This is a genomic window from Methanosarcina mangrovi (assembly GCF_052057765.1).
In the GTDB taxonomy this organism is placed as follows: domain Archaea; phylum Halobacteriota; class Methanosarcinia; order Methanosarcinales; family Methanosarcinaceae; genus Methanosarcina.
In genome coordinates, this window is the sequence record NZ_CP195120.1 from 4350526 (window position 1) to 4367554 (window position 17029).

The 17029-nt window shown below is 43.3% G+C and carries 13 protein-coding genes and 1 tRNA gene; 6 read left to right on the forward strand and 8 right to left on the reverse strand.

What is annotated here, in order from left to right; genetic code table 11:
• Positions 1–82 precede the first annotated feature (82 nt).
• The 4 genes from ACSAZL_RS19220 to ACSAZL_RS19235 form a co-directional block, all read right to left on the reverse strand.
• Entirely contained in the window at positions 83–1585 is a 1503-nt protein-coding gene (locus ACSAZL_RS19220) for an RtcB family protein (RefSeq protein WP_440946176.1), read from the reverse strand.
• Between the two features lie 302 nt (positions 1586–1887).
• On the reverse strand, positions 1888–2328 hold the full coding sequence (locus tag ACSAZL_RS19225; RefSeq protein ID WP_440946177.1) for an archease: 441 nt from the start codon (positions 2326–2328) through the stop codon (positions 1888–1890).
• Between the two features lie 192 nt (positions 2329–2520).
• The gene (locus ACSAZL_RS19230; RefSeq protein WP_440946178.1) at positions 2521–3132 is read right to left on the reverse strand and encodes a CDP-alcohol phosphatidyltransferase family protein; all 612 of its coding nucleotides are present in this window, start codon (positions 3130–3132) and stop codon (positions 2521–2523) included.
• A gap of 213 nt (positions 3133–3345) precedes the next feature.
• Complete coding sequence (locus ACSAZL_RS19235; protein ID WP_440946179.1) at positions 3346–3894, reverse strand: aldolase; 549 nt, start codon at positions 3892–3894, stop codon at positions 3346–3348.
• Between the two features lie 194 nt (positions 3895–4088).
• Between ACSAZL_RS19235 and ACSAZL_RS19240 the strand changes: the two genes are divergently transcribed.
• A tRNA-Thr gene (locus tag ACSAZL_RS19240) sits at positions 4089–4162 on the forward strand.
• Positions 4163–4721: 559 nt separating this feature from the next.
• Positions 4722–5804 (forward strand): hypothetical protein, encoded by a 1083-nt coding sequence (locus ACSAZL_RS19245; RefSeq protein ID WP_440946180.1) that lies wholly within the window; start codon positions 4722–4724, stop codon positions 5802–5804.
• Between the two features lie 456 nt (positions 5805–6260).
• On the opposite strand, the gene thiC is transcribed toward ACSAZL_RS19245, so the two are convergent.
• Together thiC and ACSAZL_RS19255 are read right to left on the reverse strand one after the other, a co-directional pair.
• Positions 6261–7508, reverse strand: coding sequence for a phosphomethylpyrimidine synthase ThiC (thiC, locus tag ACSAZL_RS19250; protein ID WP_440946181.1), 1248 nt, complete (start codon positions 7506–7508; stop codon positions 6261–6263).
• Between the two features lie 345 nt (positions 7509–7853).
• Positions 7854–8918 (reverse strand): hypothetical protein, encoded by a 1065-nt coding sequence (locus ACSAZL_RS19255; RefSeq protein ID WP_440946182.1) that lies wholly within the window; start codon positions 8916–8918, stop codon positions 7854–7856.
• Positions 8919–9903: 985 nt separating this feature from the next.
• Here ACSAZL_RS19255 and ACSAZL_RS19260 point away from each other — a divergent pair.
• Together ACSAZL_RS19260 and ACSAZL_RS19265 are read left to right on the forward strand one after the other, a co-directional pair.
• Positions 9904–10710 (forward strand): right-handed parallel beta-helix repeat-containing protein, encoded by an 807-nt coding sequence (locus ACSAZL_RS19260; RefSeq protein WP_440946183.1) that lies wholly within the window; start codon positions 9904–9906, stop codon positions 10708–10710.
• 528 nt (positions 10711–11238) lie between these two features.
• On the forward strand, positions 11239–11382 hold the full coding sequence (locus tag ACSAZL_RS19265; protein ID WP_440946184.1) for a hypothetical protein: 144 nt from the start codon (positions 11239–11241) through the stop codon (positions 11380–11382).
• Here ACSAZL_RS19265 and ACSAZL_RS19270 read toward each other — a convergent pair.
• On the reverse strand, positions 11371–12309 hold the full coding sequence (locus tag ACSAZL_RS19270; protein ID WP_440946185.1) for a hypothetical protein: 939 nt from the start codon (positions 12307–12309) through the stop codon (positions 11371–11373). The two genes, ACSAZL_RS19265 and ACSAZL_RS19270, sit on opposite strands and share 12 nt — an antisense overlap.
• A gap of 210 nt (positions 12310–12519) precedes the next feature.
• A complete protein-coding gene (locus ACSAZL_RS19275) occupies positions 12520–13263 on the reverse strand; it encodes a HesA/MoeB/ThiF family protein (protein ID WP_440946186.1) in 744 nt (247 codons plus the stop codon).
• Positions 13264–13743: 480 nt separating this feature from the next.
• On the opposite strand from ACSAZL_RS19275, the gene ACSAZL_RS19280 reads away from it, so the two are divergent.
• The gene (locus ACSAZL_RS19280) at positions 13744–15258 is read left to right on the forward strand and encodes an AAA family ATPase (RefSeq protein WP_440946187.1); all 1515 of its coding nucleotides are present in this window, start codon (positions 13744–13746) and stop codon (positions 15256–15258) included.
• A 44-nt stretch (positions 15259–15302) separates the two neighbouring features.
• A complete protein-coding gene (locus tag ACSAZL_RS19285; protein WP_440946188.1) occupies positions 15303–17027 on the forward strand; it encodes a vWA domain-containing protein in 1725 nt (574 codons plus the stop codon).
• Positions 17028–17029 lie beyond the last annotated feature (2 nt).

Consider the following 17029-nt stretch of genomic DNA (forward strand, 5'->3'; position numbering starts at 1 on the left):
AGAAATTCTAAAAAAAGGAATTCAAAAAAAGGAATTCAAAAAAAGGAATTCTAAAACAAAAAATTCTGGAGTTATAGCCAGTTTAACCTTTTGCGACCCCAAGGGGGATAACTCTTGCAACCTTGCGGGCAATACCAAGCTCGTGCACGACATTTACTACCTCACTGCTGGACTTGTACACACCGGGAGCTTCTTCCGCAATTACGGAGGGATGAGTTGCCCTTACAGTGATCCCGTGGGCTTCAAGGTTCTCTTTTACACTTTGCCCGTGGAACTCTTTCTTTGCATGTGCCCTGCTCATAACCCTCCCGGCCCCGTGGCAGGCACTGCCGAAAGAAACATCCATAGCCTCTTTTGCCCCGCAGAGTATGAAAGAAGGAGTGCCCATGCTTCCGGGAATTAAAACCGGCTGTCCCACGTCCCTGTATGCGGCCGGAACTTCCGGATGCCCGGCGGGAAATGCTCTTGTTGCCCCTTTTCTGTGCACGTAAACCTCTTTTTTCCTGCCTTCAATGTTATGTTCTTCCAGTTTTGCCACGTTATGAGCAACGTCATACAGGAGGCTCATTCCCATGTCATCGGCATCCCTGCCAAATACCTTTTCAAAAGACTCACGTGTCCAGTGAGTGATCATCTGCCTGTTCGCCCAGGCATAGTTTGCAGCGCAGAGCATGGCTTTGAAATAGTTCTGGGCTTCCTTTGACTGAGCCGGAGCACAGGCAAGCTGCTTGTCCGGAATTTCAATCCCGTACTTCTTCACAGCCTGAGAGAGTTCTTTCAGGTGGTCAGTGCAGATCTGATGCCCTGCACCCCTTGACCCGCAGTGAACCATTACCGTAACCTGACCCTCTTCAATCCCGAAAGCCGAAGCTACTTCCCGGTCATAAATCTCGTCCACATACTGGACTTCAAGGAAGTGGTTGCCGCTCCCGAGAGTCCCTAACTGGGGTTTTCCGCGGTTCCTTGCCTTTGTGCTTACATAAGAAGTATCTGCCCCTTCAAGGTAGCCATTCCCTTCACAGTGTTCCACGTCCGCATCCACACCATATCCGGCATCTACTGCCCACTTTGCCCCCTCAAGAAACGCACTGTCCAGTTCCCGATCAGAAGCCCTGAACCGGCTTTTTGACCCGACCCCGGCAGGCACATTAGTAAACAGCTCGTCGGTCAGCTTTTTGATTTCAGGAACCACATCTTCCTTCCGGAGGTTTGTGCGGATTAGCCGAACCCCGCAGTTGATGTCAAAACCCACCCCACCGGGGCTGATAATTCCCTCTTCGGCATCAAAAGCTGCAACGCCCCCTATAGCAAAACCATAACCGAGGTGGGCATCAGGCATTGCCATGGAATACTTTTGAATGCCAGGAAGAGTTGCAACGTTTGCAATCTGGTCGATAGTACCGGGCTCAATGCCTTCAAGCAAACTTTCGGATACAAACAGGCGTCCTGGAACCCTCATATTGGGGATATGCCCTTTTGGAATTTCCCAGTTATTATCGGAAAGCTTCCGGACCATGCCTCTTACGTCCCGATGTTCACTTTCCGTGCTAGATTCCTCATTGGAAATATCTTCACTGTCTACCATAATTGATGCTCCCTGCTCCTTTACGTTTTATGAATATAATTTGAATATTATAACCCTGATATAATATAATCATGAAATTACTCATTTACCTTGCGTTCCCCTGAGCACCCGCAGATTACTCCGGAAACCCGTAAGGTACATTTTCAGACTGTGTAACTCACTTAACCGGTTAAAGCGTGAGAGGTTAATTTGGAATATCAAAATTTGCCCCGGATTTATAGTGCAGGATAGGATAATAATTCACATACATGAAGTAGCCACATTCCAGCCGTACACAGGAAAATCAAAAACAACTGCGCTTCTTAGATATCAACAACAACCTGAGCCTTCCAGCCTTCGGCAGTCTTCTCGAGTTCCAGCTGGTTATAAGTGACAGCCTTAATTTCGGTTTCAAAGGGATGGCTCTCAGGATAATATCGTTCACCGGATGCTACGGCTTTTATTGAGTATTCCCCTTCTTCTTCTCGGATTTCCTCTACCCTGAACTTCCAGAAAACAATCTCGTCGACCTCGAAAAGATACAACAGCTCGGAAAGCCAGTCCACAAGCAGAGATTCGAGATCAGGGGACTTAAGGTAAACATCCCTTGTCGTCTCTCCCGAAACCTTCCCGGTGTCAATTATAACATTGAACATGGCAAGAGCTGCGTTTTCAAATACCTCTTCCAGAGCGTTTCCATATGCCAGGAACTTTATGTCTGCGGTATGCTCCAGATACTCGTACTTTTTTCCTTGAGACGGCATAGTCCAAGTATTGGGTTTTGTCTTACATTAAGCTATCCGCCTCAGAAACCGGCATTCAGGCAGAAAAAAGAATTAAAAAGATTTTGCAGTCTGAAATTTAACAGGCTGAAACTTGGCAGGCTAAACCTTAACAGGCTAAACCTAAGCACGATGGGCCCGGAAAACAGGTTGAACAAAAAACACTGAAAGGTATCAGTCCAGCCTTCTCCAGATATACATAATCCGCTGGATTGCAGTAATATGGCTGGTCACAGCAATCAGGATAACAGCCCAGCCCAGGATGGTAAAGCCTGCAATAGAAGCAGGATAAACCGAGTTGGAAAAAGCGGCAAGGATAATAACTACAAGACGATCAGCCCTGCCCATGATCCCTCCGTAATACCTGCCGAGATTGAGGGCCTGGGCCTGAGTCCCCAGGTAACTCGTAAGAAGCACGCCCACGATTGCCGTAACCCCTATCTGCCAGGACACATAACCTGCAAAAAAAATGCTGCAGATGATAAACACGTCCGAATAACGGTCGATTACGTGGTCGAGGAAATCCCCTCTCGGAGTTGCCCTGTTGGATTTGCGGGCAATTACCCCATCAAGGGCATCGAAAAGCGAGTTAAACACTACCAGAATGCCTGCTAGTAGGGCAAATTCCTGATAAACAGGAGAGTAATAAAAACTGAGCCCCGCAAAGAAAGCACAGATAAGGGACACTATGGAAACCGTATCAGGAGAGACCTCATATCTTATGAAAAAATCTGCCAGCGGGTCGATAACTCTCGAGGCAAATGGTCTCAGGGCATTAAACGTCATGGTACTTGGAATCTTCCTTTTTAGTTGTATATCCGTTATAGAAGACAGGCCTGAAAGAAGAGCAGCTTTATCCTGCGTCTTATGCCGGGTGGATCTACTTATTATTATTCTTTTGTGTACCTGTCTTTTGATATTTATACTTAAGTCCTTATGCTTGATTATCAGTGCACTCCATAGATAATACTTACTTATATCACTTTTTACTTCTTATTTTCACTTTTTTACGGCTGCAAGCTCATACAGGTACTTTATTCTGCATGAGTGCTCAAGCTGCGTGGTCACAATATAAGCCTCTCCGAGAGTCCTTCCGACGGCGAAAGTTCCGTGACTGAAAACAACAGCTCCCCTGTGCTCTGAAAGCGCATCTGCCAGGTTTTCGGCAAGTTCCAGGCTCCCGATTCCACCGCCTACAACCGGAATATTCCCGAGGAAATACTGACCTTCACTATCCGCAGGAGCAATCGATCCCTCAGGACCGGCAAGCAGGGACTCAACCACCGAATAAGGGCAGTGAGCGTGAATTATTGCCAGGGCAGAGGTCTTCCTGTAGATCTCCCTGTGTACTACCGTCTCGGAAGACGCAATTATATCCAGGGACGAGGTATCCTGAATCTCCACCTCAACAACGTTATCCCCGGCGATTTCATCAAGGGCAGTCCCGCTCCGGGTAATAAGCATCCGGTCTCCGGCCCTGACGCTGATATTTCCGAAGTTTGATTCCACAAGCCCGTGTTCCACCAGTTTGCGTCCGTATTTTGCCATTTCCTGCCACATCTATGCGAGATATGGATAAAGAATGCCATAAGCTTATGCACGGTCAGAACCGCAGAACCTTTCAAAAGCAGATCAGAAGCCTACAGTCAAAGTAATTTAGAATATGTTGAGAAAGGGGGATTCTGCCATAAAGTTTATCTGTGAGTATTGTATTTAGATAAGTCTGCAATCAGTTTCATTGCGCCTCGTTGGCTCAGCCCGGTAGAGCGAGTGACTTGTAATCACTAGGTCGCGTGTTCGAATCACGCACGGGGCTTTTCACTTTTTTGTTCGGAGTCTATTGCTACAGGAGTTCCTTTGATGGGAACAGGCATTTATGATAATATTTCTTTTGTTTACGATTTGGAAAGTTTCGGGAACGTTTTTGACAATATTCTGAATCTGTTTTTTGGTTCCGAGATATTTTTCACTGCCGCATAATTAGTAGAATTTTCCAAGTTTATACTTTGTAGTCCGGTTTCAACCGTTGCCTTCTGTTCAACTGCCCTGACACGGTTTTGACCTGATTTGTTAACCCGGACTCAGACCAGATTTTAAAACTCCCGTTGAAAATAGGGAAGTGCCCGGTATGAGGAGATCGAACCCTATTGAGATCAAAATCCGGAGAAAAGCAATTTAATTGTGAACCTGCTTGAGAAGATTATTATATAAAAAAACTTATTATATAAAAATTGTATATACAATTTAACAAGAAGTTTCGGAAGCAGTATGCGGATCTCAAAATCTAACGGTATGAATGAAGTTTTACAGGAGTATTACAACCCGTATCCAGAGGACTTTGTCGAGATGTTATATTAGAATAAGGAGTGGATTAGATGTTCTGGAGTAAAGACAATATTATCGAAAGGTTGAGCAAAATACCTCGAACTCTGGAGGATATTTCAATAGATATCTTTGAAGGCATACCCTCAACGAATGATTTCATACATAAAGTAAATCACCCAAGGGGAGACTCCGCAAACGCCTCGTATATCTGCAGGGATCTGCTAAGGAGTGTAAATATAGAACAGGAACTTATGTATCCTTATATGGACGCCTCTCTGTCTAATGAATTTGCCATTAACTCTAGCCAGTACCGGTTTATGCTCCCCTATGAAATTCTCGGTAACAATATAAGAAAAGAATACAGAATCTTTCAGCCAGAAGAGATGAAAACAAGGTTTCCGGTGGCTTATAAACGGCTTGTGGAGATCAAATATAAGTTCAGGACAGATGGAGAAGAGCTGGATTCGGCTGATTGTTACCGTCTGAAAAATGAAAGCTTCCTGCGTTACATTAACACGCCTAAAATTATCATTACTAACCACTACCGTTTGCAGGCTTCATATGACTTTGCCGGAAACTATGTATTTGCAGACGGAATTGGAATTGTCCTCGGAGACCCCACAATCTACCATTATGTAACAGCGGTACTTAACTCTTCGATATCAAGGGTTTTTCCGGAGATATGGAACCGCGAAAAAGTGCGAGATAACAGCAACCTGTATCCCAAAGTACTCAAAAGGTTTCCGATTGTATTTCCTGGATGTGAGACCGTAGAGACCCTGATAAACACAATATCGCGCTACCTGATTTATCTTAACATTCAAAAACATACAGCAAAAGTTTACTCCTTATCAAACTACCAGAGACTAATCGAGTTTTATAAAAGAATTGCAGATCTTTTGATCCTGGATACTTATATTACAAATGACCTTGATCCGAGATTTATCGAAATCCTTGCCGAGAATATAGCCTCATCAGAAGACGAATTCGAGTACAGTAACGATATGAGCCTTTTAATCGCACTGCAAGAAATAAAGAAAAATATTCTGGGAAATCCTGATTTCCGGAAATGTAAGTTCAGCAATGAGTTCACAAATATTCTAGCTACACTGAAAAACAATGGGGTCTGGTAAAAGGAAAAATTTCATCTATCAATATAATATTTACATATTTTCTTTTCAGATATCCTGGTTTCTGACTTCACTTTTGAAAAGTCAACAATCGTAATCAATAACAGAATCTATAATAGACAAAAATCACTGTTTTCGAAAAATACTCTCCCGTAGCTCACGGTTAAGTGGAGACAAAAACCCGGGTCAGGAGAGAAAACAGATTCCGTAGATTGGCTGAAAATCCTCCTGATGTGATTGCTCGCTTGAATAGATTAAAAAAATTCGGGCAAATCATATAGAGGATAAGATGTAATTTTAATTTTATAGCTACATATAACTCTACAGGAGCCATAATAATTCTTCAGCTTTAACCAGGTAACCCTTCAGCTTTAACCAGGTAACCCTTCAGCTTTAACCAGGTAACCCTTCAGCTATTAACCAGGTAACCCTTCAGCTATTAACCAGGTAACCCTTCAGCTATTCATCGCCTTCAAGGTAGTCTCTCATGATTTTTATGGCGCAGTATTCGCCGCACATTGAGCACGGGCCTTTCATTGGACACATATCTTTTGGCCTGTCAGAATCAAGGGCAAGCTCCATTTGTCCTTCCCAGTCAAAGCGGGCACGTTTTTGTGCAAGCAGCAAATCTCTGTTGCTCATCCCGTATTTCATGGAATCCCCTATATGGGCAGCTATCTTGAAGGCTATCAGCCCTTCTCTCACCTGCTCAGGGCTTGGAAGGGAAAGGTGCTCTGCGGGTGTAATGTAGCACAGGTAATCGGCTCCTACCCCGCTTGCCATGCTGGCTCCCACTGCACCTGCAATATGGTCATACCCAAGGGCAATGTCTGTGGGCAGGGGACCTGCAACAAATAGAGGAAAACTTGATTTTGACTTATATAACTTAACGTGAGCAGGAATATCGGCTGCCAATATGTGCCCACCCATGCCCTCTATTATGACCTGTACACCTGCCTCATTAGCTCTTTTTGCAAGCTGGACATTGGTGTTGATCTCCATCATCTGGGCACCATCTCTCAGGTCATGAATACAGCCGCTTCGCATGGTGTTTCCAAGGGAAAGGACCACATCCTTCTTCCGGAGAACATCAATCACCTCGTCAAAGTTCTCTATGAAGGGATTCTCACAACCGTTTATGAGCATATAAACACTGGTAAGGGAACCTCCCTTGGATACCATCCCCATTACTCTGCCCATGCCTTTCAATTTTTCAAGGGTAGCTTTTTCCACACAATGCAAGACCACAGAACTCATACCTTCATCCACATGAGCCCTGAGATATGACAAAATATCATCAGCAGTAACCTCCTTCATCCCGCATTCAACAATCGTTTGATAGACCGGAACCGTGGTAAGGGGGAGTTTGCTGTTTTCCAGTACGCCTGTACGTATGGCCCGGATATCTCCTCCCATAGAAAGATCGGTGATCGTATCTGCTCCATATTTATCCGCAATTCTTACCTTTTCTATTTCGGCATCCACATCGATTTTTGCAGCAGATGTTCCCAGGTTAACATTTACTTTAGTGCTGGCACCATTTCCTATAGCTACGGGAGGACAGTCTTTCCTTGTCATTATAACAAGACTTCCTTCGGCCACGCGGGAAAGCAGCGTATCCTCATCAATATTTTCTTTCCCAATAATTTGTTTCATCTCGGGAGTAAGTATTCCATTACGGGCATAATCAATCTGTGTGTGTCTCATGGGGTTTTCCGCTCTCTATATTAAATAGTGTAGAAATACCGGCCTGGCAGTTCATCCGGACAAGTTTGGTATTATATTTATTAAGAAGATAATATGAGAAACAAGTCCCTGGTTATTAAGGCATAGGTTAACAATAAGCCAAAAGTAGGTTAACAATAGACTTCAAGCTTATTGGTTCCGATAAGCTGGGTGGCGGGATCTAACATAAAAAAGAATCAAACAGGCCACTTAAAAAGGAATATTTCCCACCTGCACCCACAAATAAAAAAATGCAAGTAGCGAAATCGTTATCGTTACCTTACTTCATCGCGAGTTATTTACTCTTGATTCAGCTCAACATCTTCGCTAAGGTAATGCTTCAGACTCTTTTTTCACTGTTGAGCTGAAAGTAGATTTTCCAGCTTTGGTAAAGATATGAAGTTCAGTGACGGTATTTTCAGAGTTTGCTCCGCCGCCGAAGTCCCGATACAGGAGTCCGTTTTTAAGCATGTACTCCTGCCAGGAATGTAACATATTCCTGCCAGGAATGTAACATATTATACTACCGCAATTTGACCAGACAACGACGTTGCCGGAAGACAGCTGCGGGCTTTTTCCTGTAGCTATGTCGTAGATATATAAGTCACCCGAATCCTTATCTGAGCAATTGTGTTTTAGATACACAATCTTATTGCCGTAAATATCAGTCGAACCTCCTGTGTCATAGCCGTTTATATCGTCCTCGGTAGTGACTTCTTCTGTCTGTTGACAGGTAGTCAAGTCATACATGCGAATATTGCCAAGCAGGGTGTAAAAATCCGACCATATGACTTTATCGCCATAAATACATGAAAACATATTATCGCCATACTGGCTGACATCTATTGATTTTTTAGTGATGGTATCATATACATAGATCTGCGGGGTATTTTTAGCAGAAGCGTATTCATATGAGATTTTGCTACCATAAACGTCAGGACTGTTCCCAGCTGCTATTCCGGTCTGTGTGGAGGTGGAGATATCATGCATGTAGACACAGGAATTTGCACTCCACACGATTCTGCTGCCGGAGATAGCGGGAACGCTGCCGGAGATAGCGGGAACGCTGTCGCAGTCCACGCTTTTTGTAACATAAGACCTGGCCCGGGTCTCAAGGCCATATAAAGTAAGTCTCGGCACTCCGGTACTCTCGTCATGCCACACCAGGATGCTGCCCGAGATAGCCGGATGAGATGCCGCAGAAGAATTGATAATAATATCTTTTCCGGAGAACAGGTCATAAACGTGTACTGTTTCCCCATTTATCCACACTACATTATTAACATCAATAGCAGGCTCAGATCCGCTATCAATTTTTGTACATTGATCGGTTGACGCCGCAGTCAATATTAGAATAAAAAACATAAGAGCCGACGAGATAGGAAAACCCACGGTTCATCTTTTTCCCACCATAGGATAATAAGTCCAAATCTCCTCGCTTATGATGATAGCATAAACCAATATTTAATATTAAGATATTTATAAAAACTCGATTTACATATCTACTTATCTTGCCACAGATAACATTGGAAGAATTAGTCGCCAATTTTGATATGGGTCAATATTTCGTTTCTACGTACAATTCTTTTTAGAAAGCTACAGAGATTTTTTGACATCCATTGCTCTGCAGAGAATAAGGACAAATTTATAGAATTGGTTTAATAATACATGTAATAACCCATCCAAAGTTCTACCCAACAATCCACTCAAAAGCCTACCGTTGTCGAAAAAAGCAAGCAACTGTTTTAATTTTATTATTAAAATACCAAAAATATTTTATAATAGGATTGCATAGACTTTTGATGTCAGCTCGGTAATTCAATAACAGGTGAATGAAAACTTCTTAAAGAGAAGAGTTGGCCTGGCTAAACGCCATGACTAATTGAAACAGGAGGTATTGACCGGAGGAGTAATACCCGGATGGTCAGTAGCAAATTTTGATTGGTAGAAGTCAAAACTTCTAACTCCGCCACCTCCAGTGCTGATCCCTATAATGTAATTGGAGAGTGGAGACTCTGTGTGCAACGTGTCCGCCCTACATAAATCGCAGAGAACCGAATTGGATAGGTTCAAAAATATTACGCAGACGTAGTATAAATTTTTGAATAAAAGCATAGAGCCGACCTGGTTAGAGAATTTAACCCAATCTAATTAGATATGTCGGAAAAAGAGTATTACGAGTACGTAATATGGAATTTTGAAGAAATATTTGGGGAAAGTAAAAAATTACCCTATAAATTTCGATTTTACTTAAATCCCTACGAAAATCCAACCCAAAGGTGATACGATGCTGAAAAAACAGCTAGGAACCCTATTCCTAGTAACATGTCTTATTTTAACAACCGTACCTACTGTATTAGGCGGTGAGAACACAAAGGTGATAACTGTTGCCGGAGACGGAAGCGGAGACTACAACTGTGACGGGAAGGACGATCACGTCCAGATTAACCAGGCACTGGAATATGCAGCAAACAACCCGGGCACAACTGTCCACCTTAAAGGTCCGTTCACATATATGATAGGCGACAGTCTTCGGATAGGCAGCAAAACAATCCTTGAAGGAGATTCCGGTGTAACAATTAAGCTTGCCTCAGGATTACCCGTATGGGGTGGGCGTGATAGCAGTATTGCAGAGAAGAAAGCCATGCTTATGATCAGAGGCAATTCTGCAACCGATGTTACAATAAGAAACTTAACCGTTGATGGTAGTCAGAGTGACTATTATTCTAGCGTAAGGCTTGGAACTTCCTGTTATAACATGGCAACTATAGTAAACTGCAACGGATTAACAGTAAAAGACGTTACATTCCAGAACGGATGTAATGATGCCATGCTTATTTCAAATTCCAGCAACATATTGATAGATACGGTAACCGTAAACAAATGTGGACATGACGGGGTATATGCCTATCATGTAAAAGGCATTACAGTTAAGAACTCTAAATTTATTAACCGAACTAATTCATCCGTTAGGTTCGATTCCGTTACCGACGGAGTCATGAAAAACAATGAATGCACCACATCCGGCGGCGGATATGCAGGCCTGGAATTACAGGGAACTCTTAACAACATAGAAGCCTCTGGAAACTATTTCCATGACTTGCCTGCTCCTGCAGTAGTACATTTGAATACGAAAGAAACCAATGTAAATATCCACGATAACAGAATTGAAAATTGTGGATAAGGAAACTTAATTACCTGGGAAGACTCTCAGTTCTCTGACTGAGAGCTAATCCACTTATTTTTCAAAAGGAACAAATTCCGGGATTCAATCATTATCGTTGGATTCGATCGTTATTGTTGGATTCAGTCATTATTGTTGGATTCAGCCATTATTGTTGGATTCAGCCATTATTGTTGGATTCAGTCATTATTGTTGGATTCAGTCATTATCGTTGGATTCAGTCATTATCGTTGGATTCAGTCATTATCGTTGGATTCAGTCATTATCGTTGGATTCAGTCATTATCGTTGGATTCAGTCATTATCGTTGGATTCAGTCATTATCGTTGGATTCGATCGTTTTGTTGGATTTAATCATTTCTGAAGACTTTGTTTTTCGGGCTTTTTTCGGTTTCTGGCCGCATGGTGAAGTTACCAGAGCATATGGAGTATCCAGAGAAGAAGAGGGAGTCTCTGACAGGAAAACATCATTATTGACGGACAACAGAGCGATATTCTTCAAAAGATATCTGGTTCATAACTTCCCGACATGGATAAAAGAGCAAAAGTCCTGGAAAGATTAGGTATTAAGAAAGAAGAAGATGAGGAAAAGATCAAAGAAGAAGATGAGGAAAAGATTAAAGAAGAAGAAGATAAGGAAAAGATAAGAAGTCAATCCTGCTCAATTGCCTGACAGCCTATCAATCCCTTTATATAGCCCTCTCAGGGCTATGCTGAGCCTGCGGACTTCGACCTTCCATACATTTTTACTGACCCGGACGTCACCTCCGGCTTTGACTCCTGCCACCCAGGCATATTTCCGGGCTAATTTTTCATTGTTAGAAGGGGAATGAAAAACCTTTCCCGTTTTCTGATTACTGTATTTTTCATTAATAAGAAATTCATAGATCTCCTGAGCTCTTTCGAGCAGGGTCTGCTCACTTTCGGACCCTTCAGCTCCAAACAGGACAAGATTCCAGAGGCGGAACTGCACCTCATGAAGTTCGGATATAAGTTTTTCCGAGCAGGAGACCTCAAGCATCTTTCTGAACTCAAGATAGATATCCGTATCTCCAAAACCTGAGGGTAGGGTATTTCCAAGCGAGATCATAAGATGAATGCATTCATGAAAAAGGATTCTGGCTATAAGGAATTCAACTCTTTCCTGCAAGTTCCAGAATCGGGTTACAAGAGCTTCATCCCAGAGCTGATAGGGGTTAACAAGGATTACGGATCTATAAACAATCTTTTTTTCATTTAGGGAAACCAGACGTTTGGGATAAAGAACAATCCCCTGCATTTTCCCGAAAAATTGAATCCTGACTGCAAGGTCCCAGCAGTATTCCCGATCCCCGGAGTTTACACACTTTACCGTGTAGTATTTTCCATCAAAATGGACCTTCTCAAGCAGCCGGTACATATCCTTGCTGTGGGCCCTGATCAAAGACTTAACCTGGGATTCCCTGCAGATTCCAAGGTCAAGATAAGGAACGTTCGGGGCAGAAGCAAAAGAGAAATACGGGGCAGATGGGTTAAGGTCGTGAAATCCTTCAGGCAGGGAACCTGAACAGTCTTGCCGGTTAAAACCTCCGGATTCAACTGACGGAGCCTTCCTTTTCATGAAATCTCCTCCTAGGACATATAACTCATAAGATATTATTACTGAGGATATATAAAAAATGATCAATAGGGAGGAAATAAAGGTTTATACATCCTTAGAAAAGGAAAAAAACGCATTTTTTCACTTATTTTAAGTTATCAACAGATATTCCCAGCTATTTTCAGAGATTTCCGCTTATTCTTAGCCACATTCATTTAGTTTCGCTTATTTTCATTTAGTTTCATTTAATTCATCAAAAAGCCCGCAGACAGGACAACTATTTAACTTTGAGAGAGAGATTTCACTGAAATTCCCCGAAAATCCATTCCAGAACAGGAGGCGACCTTCGAGAAGTTTTCCTTTTCCTGTCAGGAATTTAATTACTTCATTTGCCTGAATAGAACCTATAACTCCCGGAGTCGCCCCTAAAACCGGAAAAACTTCTTTTCTGGAAATCCGTGGAAAAATACAGTAAAAGCAGGGAGTTTTACCGGGAATTATCGTAGTCACCTGTCCATCGTATCCGGTAACTGCTCCATGGACCAGAGGAATTTTCCTTTTTACGGCAAGCCTGTTGAGCAGATGCCTGGTTTCAATGTTATCAAGGGCATCGACAATAATATCACATTCGGGAATCAGGGATTCAATGTTCGATTCGGAAATCATTTCCCCAATGGTTTCAACCTCAATCCCCGGGTTCATAGAAAGAAGCTTTTCCTTTGCAGATTCGATCTTGGCTCTCCCAATATCCTTTTCGTGATGGAGAAACTGCCTGTTCAGGTTACTGAGCTCCACCGAGTCAAAATCCGCAAGAATTATTTTCCCGACCCCGGCTATTGCGAGATATGTGGAAATAGGGCTCCCGAGTCCTCCTGCACCGGCAACCAGCACTCTGGCATTCTTCAGCTTTTCCTGCCCTTCCTCCCCGAAAAGAAGGATCTGCCTGCTGTATTTTTCACGTTCCAAATCATTCATTTAAGATCTTCCAGAATATTCCTCTCGAATATTGATTTTACCGGCCAGCTTCGGATAACGCCGGTTGGTCTCCTAACAACTCTATTATCCAGAAAAGTTAGAACATTCCAATAATGATTGACTTCCTTATGCATAACATCTTCGGACAGCATTCGAGTGAACTTTGAGGGGCATCGATAAGATACTCCAGATTTCATTACTTTAAAGCAGAAAAGCATATAACTGAGAAAAAGGTATAACCCGCAGGCATATCCGGGGTTAAGAACAAGGGTAATAATAAGGATTACGAACAAGGGTTATAAGTAAGGGATTGCGAACTAGATTTTTTTGGAAAAATTAATTAAGGCAAGACCCATAAAAATGGTTAAATCATTTTTGAGATTTCTTGAACCGGGTACTGCTGCTCATTATTGCAAAGCCCATTTTATAGGATTACGGACGAGATGCTGGAAAAGAGAGATTTAAAAAGGTTTGAAATTCATGAAAGTTCTGGATTTGAAAAATACCATCCTCAATATTAAACAGGAATTCTCTGGTTACTTTAAAGAAAGAGACGCCGAAATCAACGGTTCTCTGCTGGCGCTGCTTTCAGGAGAACATGTTCTTTTGCTGGGTCCGCCGGGAACTGCAAAAACCCTGCTTGCAAACAAGATCTGCGAAACTATCGAGGGAGGGAATTTTTTCCATTATCTCCTTACCCGGTTTTCCACACCGGAAGAAGTATTTGGACCTCTTTCTCTAAAGGCACTTGAAAAGGACGAATTCAGCCGGAAGGTAGAAGGTTACCTGCCTACCGCCCATATAGCCCTTCTGGACGAAATTTTCAAGGCGAACAGCTCTATTTTGAACAGCCTCCTGACAGTCCTGAACGAGAGGAAATACCATAATGGCAAGGAAGTCATGGATGTCCCTCTCTTTTCCGTTTTCGGGGCGTCCAACGAACTGCCCGAAGAAGACGAAAGCCTTGAAGCCCTTTACGACAGGTTCCTTTTCAGGTATAGCGTAGACTATATTCAGCATGAAGAAAACCTCGAAGCCCTTATTTTCGAAAATACCGAGGATTTCCTGCCCTCAACAAAACTCTCGGTCGAAGACATAAAGGAAATCCAGAAAAAATCCAGGGATATGCATGTGGACCCTGAGGTCCGGGCAATTATAAGAGGGTTAAGAAGAGAGCTTAAGAACGCCAATATCTTCGTTTCGGACAGGCGCTGGAAGAAGATTATAAACGTGCTCAGGGTCGCTTCTGCCGTAAACGGGCACGCAAGCGTAAACAGGATGACCGTTGTCCTGCTCCAGCACATGCTCTGGGATCTCCCCGAGCAGAAGGAAACTATCAGGAAACTAATCCTGGACAGGGTCGTCTCCGGAGGCACTGATACCGGGAAGCTCAAACAGAATGTGCTTGACCTGAGAAATTCCGTTTACAGCTGCCTGCAGCAGGAACTTCCGGACCTGATATCCTGCAATAAATGCTTCGAAGAGGAGAAAAAGACAACCGGTGGCATGAAGAGCTCCAGGTTTGCAGGAGTGAAAACCCCGAAGAGCCTCACATTCAATAATGCCCTTGATTTTCTAAAGCACCATACGGAGTTTCCTACCCACACCTACAGTTTCGGGCTTGAATACAGAAACAACATTAACGGTTCACTGAGCTTCGAAGCAGTAGCAGAGCAGTTCCGCCGGAAGTACGGGTTTGAGTTCAAGCTCAGCCTGGACTACGGAGACAAGAAGCTCTATGAAAAGGAGTATGAAAACCTTGAAGAGAAGTTGAATTACTTCAGAAAGCATGTGCAAGAAGAAGAAAAAGCCCTTGAGGAAACCCTCAGGGAAAACATCTGGGTTTCCGGGCAAGACAGTAAGGAAATCCTGATGAAATATCGCTCCAAAAACACGGATATTTACGAGATTGCAAATTATCTTAATGAAATCCGGGCTCTTCTCGAAAAACCGAAGATATTTGACGTGGAACTTGAAGAAGCAGAGGTTGCCTGAAAAAGGGCTCTTAAAAGCCCGAAAAAGAAAGGAAACAGGAAAATATGCAGGACCTGAAAAGCTCGAAAAGAGATTTCAAAGACCTGTTAGGATCAGGCAGGGCATTATCTTTTGATCAGGCATTTAATCCGTCTACTATATTGAATATCGAACTTCGGGAATTTCTGGCAACCCCCCGAAAAGTGCCTCACAAACTCAGGGAAGAAATTACAGAGGTGCTTATTTATGAACTCCTCTCAGGAAAAGATTATGAAATAAAGGACGAAAAACGCTTTATGGAAAAATTCGGGGTTTTTTATCCGATATTCCTCAACATGAGAAACCAGCAGGTCTGGGGGGAAATAAAAACCCTTGCAGGAAGCAACCGGATGGCAGGAGTTTTTATCCTGAGAACCCTGCTGGAACATCTTTTTACGCTTCTCGGAGAATACGAAAAAGTAGAACCTGATCTGTTAAGGAAATCTCAGAAAGGGCTCGAAAAAAGCCTGAAAGCCCTGAAAGAGCTGATAAGTGAAACTCAGGCCACATGGGAGAGAAACAGGCTGGAAAGGCCTGAAAGCCCGAAATACCCTGAATGGCAGAGAAATTCTGACGAATTCCAGGAAAAAAAGAAAGAAGGTGGGAATAACCGGGAAAATTTTCTTAAAAATTTGGGAGCCCGGGAAGAAAAGGACCCGAACCTTGAGCCCGAAAACAGAGAGGAATCGGAAAGACTTGCCTCAATAACGCGGGAATTCATGTTCAGTGAAAAGGCCGGAGAGGCGGTTGACTCTTTAGTAGAGGAAACGATAGTTGCAAAGTTTGAGGACCTTATCCCTGCCCTCGAAGGCCACCTTGAAATGCTTGAGATCCTCTCCATGCTCTTTCCGGGGAGAATGTGGGACTATTCCTTACAGGCTCTGCACAGGGAATACTTTGAAAACCTTGAAAAATATGCGGCAATTCTCAGGAAAAGTTCCGACCTGCGGGAGATTCTCGAACAGGTTGGCAGAATCGAGCTTGAGTACGGCTCAAAGAAACTGCAGTTATCACCACATAGCAGAACTGAAGTGCACTCAATTACTTTCTCAGGGGAAATCCAGACTCTCCTTCCGATAGAAGCCGTAAAACTCAAAAACCCCATCCTGAAGCGCAAGTTCTATGCTGACATGCTCGAAGAAAAGCTCCTTACATACCAGCTGCGAGGGAAAAACTGGAACTCGAACTCCGCAGGCAAAAGGAGAAAAGGCCCTGTTGTCGCCCTTGTCGATACCTCGGCTTCCATGCGGGGAGCTCCTGAGGTTCTTGCAAAAGCCGTAGTCCTGGCAATTGCGAGGAGGATGTTAAGAGAAAACAGGGATGTTAAAGTAATTCTCTTCTCATCGAAATGGCAGACGGTTGAGATAGAGCTTACGGATAAAAAACGTATGGGCAAAGAGTTTCTGGAGTTTCTTAGATATACTTTCGGGGGCGGGACAGACTTTAACACAGCACTCCGCTCAGGGCTCAAAGCGGTAAAAGAGGAAAAGGTCTTTCAGGGAGCAGACCTCCTTTTCCTGACCGACGGGGCTTCCGAACTTTCGGAAAGACCTCTTATCCGGGAATGGAATGAGATAAAAGCCGAAAGAAAAGCCCGCATCTTTTCCCTGATAATAGGAAACTATGATGCAGGAGGACTGGATCAGGTCTCGGACCAGACCTATATTATCCATGATGCAGGGAGCTGGCAGGTTGAGGAAAGCCCTGCAAGGTTTATAAGAACAGTCAGCAGGTCTGCGAGGGTGTTTTAAAC